This window comes from Lysobacter ciconiae (assembly GCF_015209725.1).
In the GTDB taxonomy this organism is placed as follows: Bacteria; Pseudomonadota; Gammaproteobacteria; order Xanthomonadales; family Xanthomonadaceae; genus Novilysobacter; species Novilysobacter ciconiae.
Map to the genome: position 1 here is coordinate 1,638,887 of NZ_CP063656.1, position 14,106 is coordinate 1,652,992.

Below are 14,106 nucleotides of genomic sequence, written 5' to 3' on the forward strand. Positions count from 1 at the left end.
CCTCCGCCGCTGCGGACTTGCCTGCAGCCGCCGCAGCGGGTCGCTCAGTCCTCGCCTTCCAGTTCCGCCCAGCGCGCGAATGCCTGCTCCAGCTGCACGTGCAGCTGCGCCATCGCCACGTTGTGGGCAGCGATCGCATCGGCGTCGCGCTGGTAAAACGCAGGGTCATTCATCCGCGTCGTCATCTCCGCGATGCGCCCGTCCAGACCCTCGATCACGCCGGGCAACGCCTCCAGCTCGCGCGCTTCCTTGTAGGCGAGCTTGCGCTTGGGCTTGCTCGGCGTCGTTGCGGCGGCGGCGATCGGGGAGACCGGCATCGAGGCGGATTTCGTTGCGGTCTCCACCCGCTCCGCCGGACGTTGGCGAACCCAGTCGCTGTAGCCGCCGACGTACTCGCCGACCTTGCCATCGCCTTCCATCACCAGGGTGGAGGTCACGACGTTGTCGATGAAGTCACGGTCATGGCTGACCAGCAGCAGCGTGCCTGGGTAGTCGCCGAGGATCTCCTCCAGCAGCTCCAGTGTCTCCACGTCCAGGTCGTTGGTCGGCTCGTCCATCACCAGCAGGTTGGACGGCTGGGCGAACAGCTTGGCCAGCAACAGTCGGTTGCGCTCGCCGCCCGACAGGCGGGTGATCGGCGCACGCGCCCGCTCCGGGGTGAACAGGAAATCCTGCAGGTAGCCGATCACGTGCTTCTGCTTGCCGCCGACCTCGACGAACTCGCGGCCTTCGGAGACGTTCTCCAGTGCGTTCCAGTCCTCGCGCAGCGTCGCCCGGTACTGGTCGAAGTAGGCGATCTGCAGGTTGCTGCCGGAGCGGACCTCGCCGGAAAGAGGCTGCAGTTCACCCAGCAAGACCTTCAGCAGCGTGGTCTTGCCGCTGCCGTTGGGACCGATCAGGCCGATGCGGTCGCCGCGGAAGATCGTCGTGGAGACGCCCTTCAACAGCGGTTTGCCGCCGAAATCGAAGAACACCGACTTGGCTTCGATGACCTTCTTGCCCGAGGACTCGGCCTGGGCCAGGTCCATGCGCACGTTGCCGACCGCATCGCGGCGCTTGGCGCGCTCGGACCGCATGGCCTCGAGCCGGCGCACGCGGCCTTCATCGCGCGTGCGCCGCGCCTTGATGCCCTGCCGGATCCAGATCTCTTCCTGCACCAGCATCTTGTCGAAGCGCGCATTTTCCTGCGCTTCGGCGTTGAGCCGCTCTTCGCGGCGACGCTCGTAGTTGGCCCAGTCGCCGGGCCAGCTGGTGACCTGGCCGCGGTCGATCTCGACGATCCGGGTCGCCAGCGCGCGCAGGAACCGCCGGTCATGGGTCACGAACAGCAGCGCGCCCTTCCAGGAATTCTTGAGGAAGTCCTCTAGCCAGTCGATCGCCTCTATGTCCAGATGGTTGGTCGGCTCGTCCAGCAGCAGCAGGTCGGGCGCCGAGACCAGCGAGCGGGCCAGCAATACGCGGCGCTTCATGCCCCCGGACAGGCCGGAAAACTCGGCGTCGCCGTCCAGGCCCAGGCGGTCCAGAGTCTCCACGACCTTCTGATCCGCGCCCCAGCCGTCGGCCGCTTCGATCTTGGCCTGCACTTCGGACAGCGCATCGCCGTCGAACACGTCGGCGTGGCTGATCCGGTGGTACTCGGCCAGCCAGGAACCCAGCTCGCCCATCCCGCTGGCGACCACGTTGAACACCGTGCCGCCGGCGTCGGGCGGGACCTCCTGTTCCAGGCGCGCGATACGGCGACCGCTGGCACGGCGGATCTCGCCGTCGTCGGGCTGGATATCGCCCGCCATCAGGCGCATGAGGGTGGACTTGCCGGCGCCGTTGCGGCCGATCAGGGCGATGCGCTCGCCGGGTTCAATGGACAGCTCGACGTTCTCGAGCAAGAGCGGGCCGCCGACGCTGTAGTCGACGCTATTCAGGGTGATCAATGACATGCCGCTATTCTACGCGGCCCGCGAACCCGGTAGCAGGGAATCGCGCATACTGGGCGGTGCGGACCGCAAACGTCCGTCTGCCCACTCAGCGGCGCTACCGGAGATCGACATGGCAAAGGGCATGGACCAGAAGAAGGACGAGAAGAAAAAGCCGTCCAAGACGATGAAAGAGAAGAAGGCGGAGAAGCGGGACAAGAAAGCCGGGAAAGCCTTCACTCCGGCCTGATCGCACTCGCCCGGTTGATACCGCGGGACTGGCGCCTCAGGAACTGCACGAGAGCATCGAGCAGCCCGCCTTGTCGCGGGCCCAATCCGGCCTGCGGGCGGCGAATGGCTCCCGGCCGGGTTGATCCTCGTACGGCCGGCGCATTACCTCCAGCAGCTCGGTGATTCCGTCCATGTCGCCACGGGTGGCCCGGTCAATCGCCTGCTGGGCCAGGTAGTTGCGCAGCACGTAGCGCGGATTGGCGGCACGCATGATCCGTCGGCGCTGCTCCGGATCCAGTCTGTCGGCCGTCAGGCGCACCTGATAGAACTTCATCCAGTCCCGGAATGCGGCGGCTGACGCGACGCGCTTGTCCGCGTCGTAGAACGCGTCGATAAAAGCAGCACTGTCCATCGCCCCGTCGAGTGCATCCGGGTCGCAATCCGACAGTGCGCGGAAGAACAGCGTCATGTCGACCTCGGCCTCGGCCAGCAGCTCCTGCAACGATTGCATCAACGCGCTGTCGCCTACGCGGTACGCGGCCAGACCAAGCTTGCGCACCGTGTTGTCGCGATCAGCAGCGTTGTAGGCATCCACGTAGGCCTGCAACCCCGCCTGCAACGGTGCCGGGTCGCCGAACAAGGGCGCCAGCGCACCGGCCAGTCGCCCCAGGTTCCAGTACGCCACGGCGGGCTGCTGGCCAAAGCGGTAGCGCTTGCGCCGCGCGTCGGTGGTGTTGGGCGTCCAGCCCGGATCGAAGTTGTCGATCCATCCGTAGGGGCCGTAATCGATCGTCAGGCCAAGGATCGACATGTTGTCGGTGTTCAGCACGCCGTGCACGAAACCCACACGCATCCAATGCGCCACCATGACCGCGCTACGTCGGCAGATCTCGCTAAACCACGCTGCGTGGAGGGCTTCCCCCTCGCCGTCGAGCTCGGGGAAGTCACGGCGGATGCAGAAATCGACCAGCTGCCGCAGCAGGCCGGTGTCGCCACGCGATGCGGGCAGCTCGAAACTGCCGAAGCGCAGGAAAGACGGCGCCACGCGGCAGACGATCGCGCCGGGCTCCGGTGCGGCGCGGCCGTCGTAGAACATGTCGCGGACGACCTGCTCGCCGGTTCCGATCAGGCACAACGCGCGGGTGGTCGGCACGCCCAGGTGGTGCATCGCCTCGCTGCACAGGAACTCGCGGATCGAGGAACGCAGCACCGCCCGCCCGTCCGCGCTGCGCGAGTACGGCGTCGGTCCGGCGCCCTTGAGCTGCAGCTCCCACCGCTCGCCCGCTTCCGTCACGACGTCGCCAAGGCTGATGGCGCGGCCGTCGCCCAGCTGCCCGGCCCACACACCGAACTGGTGGCCGCCATAATTGGCCGCGTACGGCTGCATGCCCGCGAGCAGCGCATTGCCGCTGAACACGTCCGCGAACTGCGGAGTCGCGGCGTCGGCTTCGGTCAGTCCCAGATGGGCCAGCATTTCCGCGGAGTAGGCCAAAACGCGCGGCTCAGGAACGGGTGTAGGAGCCGCTGCCGACCACACCGCGCCCTCGACTTGGCGTACGCCGGCCGAGGTATCCGGATCACCGGGAAGGTCGCGCACGAAGGCATTGTCGAACGTCAGATCAAGCATCGCTTTCACCGCTCAAGACCCGCCTGGTTGCGCGGACACCGTCCATCCTAACGTTTGCCGGCGCCATTCCCGCCGCAGGACCGGTGCGCCGGGGACGCATGACCTAGACTGGTCCGGATACACCGATCCATCCACCGATCCAGACATCCTCAAGGAAATGCCGATGGCGAAGCCGAATTATTCGTTTGAAAAGCGTCAGCGAGAAATCGCCAAGAAGAAGAAGAAGGAAGAAAAGCTCTCGCGCAAGCAGGCCGACAAGCCGGACAACGACGGCGATGAGCCCGGCGCGGATGCCGGCGATGGTGCGCCGACCACCGAACAGGGCTGAAGCCCGGGACGGGGGTTTGTGCGCGCTGCATTGGCGTCATCTGCTTAGCGGGAGCTGACCCGGACCGCACCCGATCACGATTGGCATCGCGTCAATGTCGCGCGGGCGTTAAACTGTGCGGTCTACCCGACCGGCCCAGCCGGCGCTGCCGAGAACCGCGATGAGCGCCGAAACGCCCGCTACCCCCGACTCCCTCCCCGACACTCCGTTGAACTTCGACGGCTTGGCCCTGCCCGAGACACTGCGTCAGGCCATCAGCGCGCTGGGCTACGAGTCGCCCTCGCCGATCCAGGCCGCCACCATCCCGCCGCTGATGCAGGGCCGCGACGTCATCGGCCAGGCGCAGACCGGCACCGGCAAGACGGCGGCATTCGCGCTGCCGATCCTGGCGCGCATCGATCCTGCGCAGAAGACCCCGCAGGCGTTGGTGCTGGCACCGACCCGCGAACTGGCGATCCAGGTCGCCGAGGCGTTCCAGAGCTACGCCTCGCACATGAAGGGCTTCCAGGTGCTGCCGATCTACGGGGGCCAGAGCTATTACCCGCAGCTGCAGGCGCTCAAGCGCGGCGTGCAGGTCATCGTCGGCACGCCGGGTCGCGTCATCGACCACCTGGACCGCGGCTCGCTGGACATCTCCGCGCTGCGTTTCCTGGTGCTGGACGAAGCCGACGAGATGCTGCGCATGGGCTTCATCGACGATGTCGAGAAGGTCCTCAAGAAGACCCCGGAAACCCGCCAGGTCGCGCTGTTCTCGGCCACCATGCCGGTGCAGATCCGGCGCATCGCCCAGACCTACCTGAAAGAGCCGGTCGAGATCGCGATCAAGAACAAGACCAGCACCGCCGACAACATCCGTCAGCGTTACTGGGCCGTCAGCGGCGTGCAGAAGCTCGACGCGCTGACCCGGATTCTGGAGGCCGAGCCATTCGACGCGATGATCGTGTTCGCGCGCACCAAGCTGGGCACCGATGAGCTCGCCTCCAAGCTCGCCGCCCGCGGTATTGCCGCCGCTGCCATCAATGGCGACGTGCAGCAGGCACAGCGCGAGAAGACCATCCAGAACCTCAAGGACGGCAAGATCGACGTGCTGGTCGCGACCGACGTCGCCGCCCGCGGGCTGGACGTGGACCGCATCAGCCACGTGCTCAACTACGACATCCCGTACGACACCGAGAGCTATGTCCACCGCATCGGCCGCACCGGGCGCGCCGGGCGCAAGGGCGAGGCGATCCTGTTCGTCGCCCCGCGTGAGCGCGGCATGCTGCGCGCCATCGAGCGCGCCACGCGCCAGCCGATCCAGCAGATGGAACTGCCCTCTATCGAGACGGTGAACGAGCAGCGCGTCTCCAAGTTCCTCGACCGCATCACCGACACCCTGGCCGACAACGACCTGGGCCTGTTCCGCGAGCTGATCGAGCGCTACGAGCGCGAGCAGAACGTGCCTGCGGTGGAAATCGCCGCCGCACTGGCCAAGCTGTTCCAGGGCGATCACCCGCTGCTGTTGGCGCCGCCACCGCCGCGGGCCAAATACGAGCCGCGCCCGGACCCGCGTGGGGCCAGCCCGCGCGATGTCGGTCACCGCGGCCAGCCGCCGCGACCGCCCCGCCAGCAACGGACCGATCGGGATGTCGCGCCGCGAAGCTTCGACCAGCGCCACTCCGCGCCGGCGTCAGCGGAGCCGCGGCGCTTCGAAGAAGACCGCCCGACGCCGCCCCGCGCCGCCCAGCAGCCGCCCGCACGCCCGAGTGGCGCCAACGCGGCTGAAGCCATGTTCGACGACGCCGCACCGGCAGCGCCTTCGCAGCCGCCACGCAGCGGGCCTTCGGCGCCGCCGCAGCGCAACGCACCGCGCACCGACGAGATCGGCATGGAGACATTCCGCATCGAAGTCGGGCATGAGCACGGCGTGCAGCCGGGCAACATCGTCGGCGCGATCGCCAACGAGGCCGACCTGGAGAGCCGCTACATCGGCCGGATCGACATCCGCGACGACTACAGCCTGATCGACCTGCCCGAAGGCATGCCGCACGAATTGATGGAGCACCTGAAGCGGGTCTATGTGGCCGGCCAGGCCTTGCGCATCCGCCACGCGGACGAGCGCGACAACACCGGCGGGCGCACTGCCCGACCCAACTCGCCGCGCCCGCCGCACGCGCGACCGTCCGGTCCGCGTGCACCGCATGCCGGCAAGCCGGCCGGTGGCAAGCCGGGCAATTTCGCACCGCGTAAACCCTTCAAGCCGCGCTGATCGGCTCCGGGAGCTCCAGGGCCAGCGCGCTCCGGAACTCCCGCGCATCCCCGCTCAGCGGGTCCATGAACGCCAGCGACCGCGCCAGCAGCTTGAGCGGCAACGCGTGCTTGTCGGCTGACTGCTCCTGCAGATCTGGATAGAACGGGTCGTTGATGATCGGCGCGCCCAGCGCCGCCATGTGCACCCGCAACTGGTGCTTTTTGCCGGTGACCGGTTCAAGCGCGTAGCGCCAGACGTCGCCATCGCGGTCGAGCACGTCGATCCGGCTTTCGCTGTTGGCCTCACCGGCCGCCTCGTGCATGCGGAAGAACGGCTCGCCGCGCTGCAAACGGCTGCGGTGGACCAAGGGAAACCGGGTGTCGGGCAGCGCCGGCGCCAGCGCTTCGTAGGATTTGCGGATTGCCCGGTCCCGGAACAGCGCCTGATAGGCGTCCCGGGTCGCCGGATTGACTGAGAACATCACCAGCCCGGCGGTGCCCCGATCGATGCGGTGCAACGGGACGATATCCGCGTTTTTCAGGGTTTGCTGCAGCCGGAACAGCAGGCTCTCGCGCACGTACGCGCCCGCTGGCATCACGGGCAGGAAGTGCGGCTTGTCGACCACCAGCAGGTCCGCGTCGGCATGCAGGACCTGTTCGGTGAACGGTATGGCTGGCTCTTCCGCCACCTCGCGGTAGTAATAGAGCGTCATCCCTGCGGTGACGCTTGCGTGCGCGGCCAGCGGGAGCCCCGCGCCATCCAGCACCCGGCCCCGGGCGAACCGGCTTCGCCACGTCGCCTTATCGATCCGCGGAAACCGGGCGCACATCGCATCAAAGGCGGACGGCCAGGTTCCGCCCGGTAGCTGCACGCGGCTGGCGGGTACGCCATCGATCGGGGCGGGTCGCGGTTTCATCCCGCAAGCGTACGGGAGGGCGGGCGGCGGGACAGGCCAAGTCGCAAGAAGTTCCCACCATCACCTCGCCCTCACGCGGTATTGCCGCGCTTGGCCTAGCTTGGTCGTTGCGGGGCCATTCATCCATGGACGGGCCGCGGGCCTTGCGACTCATGCGGCGCGCCACGAACCCGGGAGGAATGACATGTCCAGAAAGGTATCTCTTGTCTTCGTCGCTTTGACAGTTATTGCATTGGCGGCCTGCACCCGTGCGCCAATGCCGCCGGATCAAGCGACAACCGCCGCAGCCAGTGAGACGGCCATCGCGCCGGGCGAAACGCTTGCCCAGTTGATCGCGCTGGACCAGCAAGCGATTGCGATGGCCGAGCAGGCCCGCCAGCACGAGCAGCTGGACCCCGCGGTGGCCGAACTGGCCGAGCAGATCTCCATGCACCACCGGCGCAATCTGACCCAGACCCGCGCGCTGGGGGATGCCGAGGCACTTGACGTGACCGACACCCCCGCCGTCAGGAACCAGCGCAGCGAGGAGGAGAAGCGGCTCAAGGCAATGGCCGAGCTGGATGCGGACGCCTATCAGCGCGGCTATCTGGACGCGGTGATCCAGACCCACGAGCAGGCTCTGGCATTGATCGACAAGCATCTGCAGGGGTCGGACCGTGACGTCATCCGCGCGCACCTGGAACGCAGCCGTGGCAACTACGAGGACCACATGAAGGCAGCGATGGCGTTGCGCGACAACTGAGACGGGCGCCGCATCGATCGGGCGGGTGAGCGTCCGCCCGGGCTCGCCCGTTGCCGGGTCGGCGTCTATCCTGTGCGTCCGGTTCCTGGACCACGCGATTGATGTCGGCCTCTCCCACGCACTTCCCAGCCACCTCCCCAGTCCCCACTCCCGCCCCACCCTCCCCGCTCTGGCCCGGCCTGCTGCTGGCCACGGTGGTGGCCGTGGTCGCGCTGGTGCTCGGGCGCTGGCTGCCGCTGGTCGGCGGTCCGGTATTCGGCATTCTGCTCGGGGTGCTGATCCGCAACACGGTGTCGCCACCGCGCGCATGCGAGCCGGGGATCCGGTTCGCCGGCAAGAAGATCCTGCAATGGTCGATCATCGCGCTCGGGTTCGGCCTCAGCCTGACCCAGGTGGCCCGGACCGGGATGGAGTCGCTCACCATCACCGCCGTGACGATCGTTGCGGCGTTCACGTCGGCCCTGGTGTTGGGCAAGCTGCTCAACATCCCGTCGAAACTGAAGCTGCTGATCGGCGCGGGAACCGCGATCTGCGGCGGCTCCGCGATTGCGGCCGTCACGCCGATCATCAAGGCCGACGAGCACGACACCGCCTTCGCGATCTCCACGATCTTTCTTTTCAACCTCGTGGCGGTGCTGGTGTTCCCGGCGCTGGGCCACCTGATGGACCTCAGCCAGCAGGGATTTGGCCTGTGGGCCGGCACCGCGATCAACGACACCTCATCGGTCGTGGCCGCCGGCTACAGCTATGGCAAGGAGGCCGGCGACCACGCGACCATCGTCAAGCTCACCCGGGCGACCCTGATCATCCCGATGTGCCTGATCCTGGCCGCGATCGAGGCGTGGAAACACAAGAAAAGTGGCGCCAGCGATTTCCGGCTGTCGGCCATCGTCCCGTGGTTCATTCTGTGGTTCGTGGTCGCCTCTGCCGCGCGCACGCTCGGGCTGATCCCCGAGGCAGTGCAGCCTGCCATCCATGTCGCCGCCAATTTCCTGATCATCATGGCGCTGACCGCCATCGGCCTGTCGGCCGACCTGCGGCGGATGGCGGGCACCGGCTTCAAGCCGATCGCGCTGGGGCTGGGCGTGTGGATCGCGGTGGCGGTTTCCAGCCTGGCGGTCCAGTTCGCCACCGGACAGGTTTAAACCGGCACCGCGAGGCCGCACCGCATAGAATGGCGGGCTACCTTCCGCGAGTCCGTCATGGCAGCCAATTCCACCGTCGTCAAAGCCGAGCTGCAGATCAGCGACATGGACCGGCATTACTACGCCACCCATACGCTGACGCTGGCCCAGCATCCGTCCGAAACCGATGCGCGCCTGATGGTGCGCCTGCTCGCCTTCGCGCTGTATGCCGACGAGCGGCTGGAGTTCGGTCGCGGGATCAGCAACGAGGATGAGCCGGATCTGTGGCAGCGCGATTACGTGGGCGACATCGGCCTGTGGATCGACCTGGGCCATCCCGACGAGTCGCGGATCAAGAAGTCATGCGCCAAGGCCGAACAGGTCGTGGTGGTGAACTATGGCGGCAACGCCTCGGACATCTGGTGGGACAAGATCGCCAGTTCCGTGTCGCGCCTGAAGAACCTCACCGTTCTCGACATCCCCAGCCATGTGGTCGATGCGTTGCCGGCGATCGGCGAGCGCGGCATGCGCCTGAACGTGCTGATCCAGGACGGCGAACTGCAGCTGATGGGCGATCGCGGCAGTACGTCGATGCGCCCCACCGTGCGCATGGCGCCCAGCACCGACTGAACCGGTGGTGACGCCTGACTCCAGTGGACCTGCGGGCGTCCGCGAGGTAGACGTGATCGTGGTCGGCGGCGGCGCCGCCGGCCTGATGTGCGCGATCACCGCCGGCCGGCGTGGCAAGCGCGTGGTGGTCGTCGAGCATGCCAACCGGGTGGGCAAGAAGATCCTGATGTCCGGCGGCGGTCGCTGCAATTTCACCAATACCGGCACCAGTCCGGCCAACTTCCTGTCGGCCAACCCGCATTTCTGCAAGTCCGCCCTGGCCCGCTATACGCCATGGCACTTCCTCGACATGGTCGAGGGCCATCGCATCGCGTGGCACGAGAAGGAGCTCGGCCAGCTGTTCTGCGACGAGTCCTCCAAGCTGATCGTGAAGATGCTGCTGGACGAGTGCAGCGCGGCGGGCTTGCGGGTGGAAACGGGTTGCAGCGTCCGCAAAATCGAGCGGCTCGGCGCGCCCGGCGACGTCCCGGGGAGTGGGCAGGACGGGTTCGTGGTCGACACAAGCCTAGCCCAACTCCGCGCGCAGGCGCTGGTTGTCGCCAGTGGCGGCCTGTCCATCCCCAGCATGGGTGCCAGCGGTTTCGGCTACGAAGTGGCCAAGCAGTTCGGCCACGCCGTCCTTCCGCTGCGCGCCGGCCTCGTTCCGCTGACCCTCAGCGGCAAGCACCAGGAGCGCCTGGCCGATCTGAGCGGCGTCTCGCTGGCTGTTACCGCCACCGCCGGCGGTCAGTCCTTCAGCAACTTCATGCTGGTCACCCACCGTGGCATCAGTGGCCCGGCGATCCTGCAGGTCTCGTCCTACTGGCAGCCCGGCGACGACCTGCAGCTGGACCTGCTGCCCGATACCGATGCTCTGGCCACCCTGCAGCATATGCAGCGCGCGCGTCCCGCGGCCGAGCTGAAAACGTTGCTGGCCGAGCTCTTCCCCAAGCGCTTTGCCCAGCGCCTGTGCGAGGCGTGGCTGGGCCATCTGCAGCCCGCCCGGCCCATCCGCCAGTTCAACCTGCCTGAGCTGCAGGAAGTCGCCGCTGTGCTGCACCGTTTGCCGCTGGTGGCCAGCGGCACGGAGGGCTACCGCACCGCCGAGGTGACCCTGGGCGGCGTGGATACCCATGGCGTGTCCTCGACCACGATGGAGTCCCGCCACGTGCCGGGCCTGTATTTCATCGGCGAGGTGCTGGACGTCACCGGCTGGCTGGGCGGCTACAACTTCCAGTGGGCGTGGGCATCGGGACACGCCGCCGGCAGCGCGGTCTAGAGCTCGAAACGCTCGTTCTCCGACAGGCTGGCGGGATCGTTGGTGACTGCGGTCAGGGCGATGTAGAGCGCCTTGCCAAAAATGCTGCCCGGACCGTCCCAGTATTCGGCGCTGTCCACTTCGACCCGGATCAGGCACAGGTCGGGATCGTCCTTGCCGCCCGGGAAAAACAGCTTCATCGCTGGCGACCACAGCTCGTCGATCTTCGCCCGGTCATTGACGATGGACGCGCGCCCCGCCACGGACAGGTAGCTGTTCTTGCTGGTGGACGCGTAGGAGACGTTGACCTGCGGATTGGCGGTGATCTCGGCGACCTTGTCGCTGTTCCGGCCGGTGGCAAACCAGAGGTCGCCATCGAACTCGACCTCCTGCGTGCCCAGCGGTCGACTGACCAGTCGGCCGTCGCGGGCGATGGTGGTCATCATCGCCACGTCCACGTCGTGGATCAGTTCGGCCAGGTGCTTGATGTGGGCGGCGCGGTCGATGCTGGGTGTGCTCATGGAAGACTCCGGAGGCCGCTCAACGGGCGGCAAGGCAACCATCCAATCGCATGTGACGAAAAGACCCGGTGAATGGTGGGACGGGCAACGACCGCGCGACCAGTCAGGCCGACGTCAGTACTCCTCGGCCGCCGCCTCGCGTCCCTGCTGGCGGATCAGCGCTTCCTCGCGGGCATCGCGGATGGCCAGCTGGACGCTGTCCAGGTCCGCGCTGGATTCATCGAATGCGAACTGGCCGGTCAGCTCGCTGTCGGGCCGCAGCTCGCCCTTCTCGTACAGCGCCCACATCTCCTCGGCGTAGTGGGTCGACAGCAGCTCGGGGGCGACCCCGCCCAGGCTGAGGGTGAGGTTGTTGACGTCACGCTGGAGCATCTTGCGCGCGGCGTTGTTGCCCGATGCGCTGACCACCTGCGGGAAATCGATCACCACCGGACCGTCCGGCCCGACCAGCACGTTGTACTCGGACAGATCGCCGTGGATCAGGTCGATGCACAGCATCAGGACGACCTGGCGCACCAGGAAGGCGTGGTATTCGCGGGCCTGCGCGGCAGTCAGCTCGACCTCGCCCAGGCGCGCGGCGGAATGGCCCTCGGCGTCGGTGACCAGCTCCATCACCAGCACGCCGTTGTAATAGCCGCGCGGCGCAGGAACCCGCACCCCGGCATCGGCCAGGCGATACAGCGCGTCGACCTCGGTGTTCTTCCAGGCGGCCTCCTGCTCCTTGCGGCCGAACTTGCTCGCCTTGGTGATCGCGCGCTGCTCGCGGCTGCCGCGGACCTTGCGTCCTTCCTGGTACTGCACGCGCTGCTGGAAGCTGCGCTGGGCCATGTCCTTGTAGACCTTGGCGCACAGGATCTCGTCACCGGAACGGACCACGTAGACGTCTGCTTCCTTGCCGCTCTTGAGCGGGCGCAGCACTTCGTCGATCACGCCTTCATCGATCAACGGCTGCAAGCCGGCGGGGGTCTTCATGTTTGACGTTCGGCCTTGGACGGCCGGCCAGTATGGTCGATTGGCCGCGATCTGGCCCGGATCGCGCTGAACCGGCTCCCGATGGGCGGTATCGTTGGCCTCCCGAAGCCGCCAGCGAAGCCGTTACCTTGAAACCCTTTTCGACCCGCACACCCGCGCGCGCCGCATCCACCTTTCTGCTCGGACTTGCCCTCGCCGGCACCGTGCTGGCCGGGTGCTCGCCATCCACACTGCCGGCGCCGCCCAACGGCAGCGTGGCCGAACAGCAGCGCATCGATCTGGTCGACGGCACCGGCGCGGTGGCGGCCGCGGGCGATGAGGTCAGCGTCCACTACACCGGCTGGGTGTACGACCAGGACGCGCCGGAAAACCGAGGCGCGCAATTCGACAGCTCGCGCGAGCGCGGCACGCCTATCGAGTTCGTCCTGGGCGCCGGCCGGGTGATCCGCGGCTGGGATGACGGCGTCGCCGGCATGCGGGTCGGCGGCAAGCGCGTGCTGCTGATACCCGCCGCACAGGGCTACGGCAGCCGGGGCGCCGGCGGCGTGATTCCGCCGGACGCCTCGCTGGTGTTCGAGGTCGAACTGATGGACGTCAGCAAGAAGCACTGAGCCGGCGCCCGGCCGCGGATCGAGCGTCAGTTCTTCGCCATCGCTTCGGCGGCAATCTCGAACGAGCGCACCCGCGCCGCGTGGTCGAAGATGTTCGCGGTAAGCAGCAACTCATCGGGCCGATGACGTTCGATGAAGGCGGCGATGCCCTTGCGAACGGTGTCGATATCACCGACCACCGCGCAGGCCAGCGCGCGGCCCACGCCTTCCTTATCCTGCGGTGTCCACCACGCGTCGATGTCGTCGATCGGCGGCGGCACCAGGCCGATGTCGCCCCGACGCAGCTTCGCGAACGCCTGCTGCTGGGTGGTGAACAGGCGTCGCGCCTCGGCGTCGGTCTCGGCGGCGACCACGTTGAGCGCCAGCATCGCGTGCGGCTTGTCCAGGCGCGCCGACGGCGTGAACTCGCCGTGGTACAGCGCCAGCGCGTCGTCCATCGCGTCGGGCGCAAAATGCGATGCGAATGCGAACGGCAGGCCCATCGCCGCCGACAGCCGCGCACTGAACAGACTGGAGCCCAGCAACCAGACCGGGACCTGGATCCCGGCACCGGGCACGGCGCGCACCGGTTGACCCGGTTTGGCCGGACGGAAGAAGCCGAGCAGCTCGGCGACGTCGTGCGGGAACGCGTCGGCGCCCTCGTGGTAGCGCCGCAGCGCGCGCACGGTCGCCTGATCGGTTCCGGGCGCTCGGCCCAATCCAAGGTCGATGCGGTCCGGGTACAGCGACGCCAGGGTGCCAAACTGCTCGGCGACCTGCAGCGGTGAGTGGTTGGGCAGCATGATGCCGCCGGCGCCGACGCGGATGGTCGAGGTGCCGCCGGCGACATAGCCGATCAGGACCGCGGTCGCCGCGCTCGCGATGCCGGGCATGTTGTGGTGTTCGGCGAGCCAGAAGCGCTGGTAGCCCAGGCGCTCGGCGTTGCGCGCCAGGTCCAGCGTGTTGGCAAACGCTTGGGGGATATCGCTGCCCTCGGTGACGGGGGCAAGGTCGAGCAGGGAATAGGGAATCATGGGGAAGACTCGCG

At 67.5% G+C, this 14,106-nt stretch carries 13 protein-coding genes; 7 read left to right on the forward strand and 6 right to left on the reverse strand.

The window, feature by feature from the left end; all coding sequences use genetic code 11:
* Positions 1-44 precede the first annotated feature (44 nt).
* Positions 45-1,934 (reverse strand): ATP-binding cassette domain-containing protein, encoded by a 1,890-nt coding sequence (locus tag INQ41_RS07490; RefSeq protein ID WP_193983264.1) that lies wholly within the window; start codon positions 1,932-1,934, stop codon positions 45-47.
* Between the two features lie 262 nt (positions 1,935-2,196).
* Entirely contained in the window at positions 2,197-3,768 is a 1,572-nt protein-coding gene (locus INQ41_RS07495; RefSeq protein WP_193983266.1) for a protein adenylyltransferase SelO, read from the reverse strand.
* 163 nt (positions 3,769-3,931) lie between these two features.
* Between INQ41_RS07495 and INQ41_RS07500 the strand changes: the two genes are divergently transcribed.
* Positions 3,932-4,096, forward strand: a complete 165-nt coding sequence (locus INQ41_RS07500) for a hypothetical protein (protein ID WP_193983268.1) — start codon at positions 3,932-3,934, stop codon at positions 4,094-4,096.
* 160 nt (positions 4,097-4,256) lie between these two features.
* Positions 4,257-6,344: a DEAD/DEAH box helicase gene (locus tag INQ41_RS07505; protein WP_193983270.1), complete on the forward strand. Its 2,088-nt coding sequence runs from the start codon at positions 4,257-4,259 to the stop codon at positions 6,342-6,344.
* Here the strand turns inward: INQ41_RS07505 and INQ41_RS07510 are convergent.
* The gene (locus tag INQ41_RS07510; RefSeq protein WP_193983272.1) at positions 6,331-7,242 is read right to left on the reverse strand and encodes a pseudouridine synthase; all 912 of its coding nucleotides are present in this window, start codon (positions 7,240-7,242) and stop codon (positions 6,331-6,333) included. The two genes, INQ41_RS07505 and INQ41_RS07510, sit on opposite strands and share 14 nt — an antisense overlap.
* A gap of 256 nt (positions 7,243-7,498) precedes the next feature.
* Here INQ41_RS07510 and INQ41_RS07515 point away from each other — a divergent pair, with 256 nt between their 5' ends.
* The 4 genes from INQ41_RS07515 (at position 7,499) to INQ41_RS07530 (ending at position 10,996) form a co-directional block, all read left to right on the forward strand.
* A complete protein-coding gene (locus tag INQ41_RS07515) occupies positions 7,499-7,984 on the forward strand; it encodes a DUF4142 domain-containing protein (protein WP_193983274.1) in 486 nt (161 codons plus the stop codon).
* 101 nt (positions 7,985-8,085) lie between these two features.
* Positions 8,086-9,129 (forward strand): YeiH family protein, encoded by a 1,044-nt coding sequence (locus tag INQ41_RS07520; RefSeq protein ID WP_193983275.1) that lies wholly within the window; start codon positions 8,086-8,088, stop codon positions 9,127-9,129.
* 57 nt (positions 9,130-9,186) lie between these two features.
* On the forward strand, positions 9,187-9,738 hold the full coding sequence (locus INQ41_RS07525) for a YaeQ family protein (RefSeq protein ID WP_193983277.1): 552 nt from the start codon (positions 9,187-9,189) through the stop codon (positions 9,736-9,738).
* Between the two features lie 85 nt (positions 9,739-9,823).
* Complete coding sequence (locus tag INQ41_RS07530) at positions 9,824-10,996, forward strand: BaiN/RdsA family NAD(P)/FAD-dependent oxidoreductase (protein ID WP_193987275.1); 1,173 nt, start codon at positions 9,824-9,826, stop codon at positions 10,994-10,996.
* Here the strand turns inward: INQ41_RS07530 and INQ41_RS07535 are convergent.
* Positions 10,993-11,496: a pyridoxamine 5'-phosphate oxidase family protein gene (locus INQ41_RS07535; protein ID WP_193983279.1), complete on the reverse strand. Its 504-nt coding sequence runs from the start codon at positions 11,494-11,496 to the stop codon at positions 10,993-10,995. The genes INQ41_RS07530 and INQ41_RS07535 overlap by 4 nt on opposite strands.
* A gap of 114 nt (positions 11,497-11,610) precedes the next feature.
* The gene (locus INQ41_RS07540) at positions 11,611-12,468 is read right to left on the reverse strand and encodes a PA4780 family RIO1-like protein kinase (RefSeq protein ID WP_193983280.1); all 858 of its coding nucleotides are present in this window, start codon (positions 12,466-12,468) and stop codon (positions 11,611-11,613) included.
* 128 nt (positions 12,469-12,596) lie between these two features.
* Between INQ41_RS07540 and INQ41_RS07545 the strand changes: the two genes are divergently transcribed.
* Positions 12,597-13,079, forward strand: coding sequence for an FKBP-type peptidyl-prolyl cis-trans isomerase (locus tag INQ41_RS07545; RefSeq protein ID WP_228076538.1), 483 nt, complete (start codon positions 12,597-12,599; stop codon positions 13,077-13,079).
* 26 nt (positions 13,080-13,105) lie between these two features.
* Here the strand turns inward: INQ41_RS07545 and INQ41_RS07550 are convergent, their stop codons facing one another.
* Positions 13,106-14,092: an LLM class flavin-dependent oxidoreductase gene (locus INQ41_RS07550; protein ID WP_193983284.1), complete on the reverse strand. Its 987-nt coding sequence runs from the start codon at positions 14,090-14,092 to the stop codon at positions 13,106-13,108.
* Positions 14,093-14,106: the final 14 nt, after the last annotated feature.

Excerpts from the sequence above, each read along its gene's own strand:
- INQ41_RS07495 (WP_193983266.1), bottom strand. The coding sequence starts at position 3,768 with ATGCTTGATCTGACGTTCGACAATGCCTTCGTGCGCGACCTTCCCGGT.
- INQ41_RS07490 (WP_193983264.1), bottom strand. The coding sequence starts at position 1,934 with ATGTCATTGATCACCCTGAATAGCGTCGACTACAGCGTCGGCGGCCCG.
- INQ41_RS07505 (WP_193983270.1), top strand. The coding sequence starts at position 4,257 with ATGAGCGCCGAAACGCCCGCTACCCCCGACTCCCTCCCCGACACTCCG.
- INQ41_RS07515 (WP_193983274.1), top strand. The coding sequence starts at position 7,499 with ATGCCGCCGGATCAAGCGACAACCGCCGCAGCCAGTGAGACGGCCATC.
- INQ41_RS07525 (WP_193983277.1), top strand. The coding sequence starts at position 9,187 with ATGGCAGCCAATTCCACCGTCGTCAAAGCCGAGCTGCAGATCAGCGAC.
- INQ41_RS07550 (WP_193983284.1), bottom strand. The coding sequence starts at position 14,092 with ATGATTCCCTATTCCCTGCTCGACCTTGCCCCCGTCACCGAGGGCAGC.
- INQ41_RS07535 (WP_193983279.1), bottom strand. The coding sequence starts at position 11,496 with ATGAGCACACCCAGCATCGACCGCGCCGCCCACATCAAGCACCTGGCC.
- INQ41_RS07540 (WP_193983280.1), bottom strand. The coding sequence starts at position 12,468 with ATGAAGACCCCCGCCGGCTTGCAGCCGTTGATCGATGAAGGCGTGATC.
- INQ41_RS07520 (WP_193983275.1), top strand. The coding sequence starts at position 8,086 with ATGTCGGCCTCTCCCACGCACTTCCCAGCCACCTCCCCAGTCCCCACT.
- INQ41_RS07510 (WP_193983272.1), bottom strand. The coding sequence starts at position 7,242 with ATGAAACCGCGACCCGCCCCGATCGATGGCGTACCCGCCAGCCGCGTG.
- INQ41_RS07500 (WP_193983268.1), top strand. The coding sequence starts at position 3,932 with ATGGCGAAGCCGAATTATTCGTTTGAAAAGCGTCAGCGAGAAATCGCC.
- INQ41_RS07530 (WP_193987275.1), top strand. The coding sequence starts at position 9,824 with ATGTGCGCGATCACCGCCGGCCGGCGTGGCAAGCGCGTGGTGGTCGTC.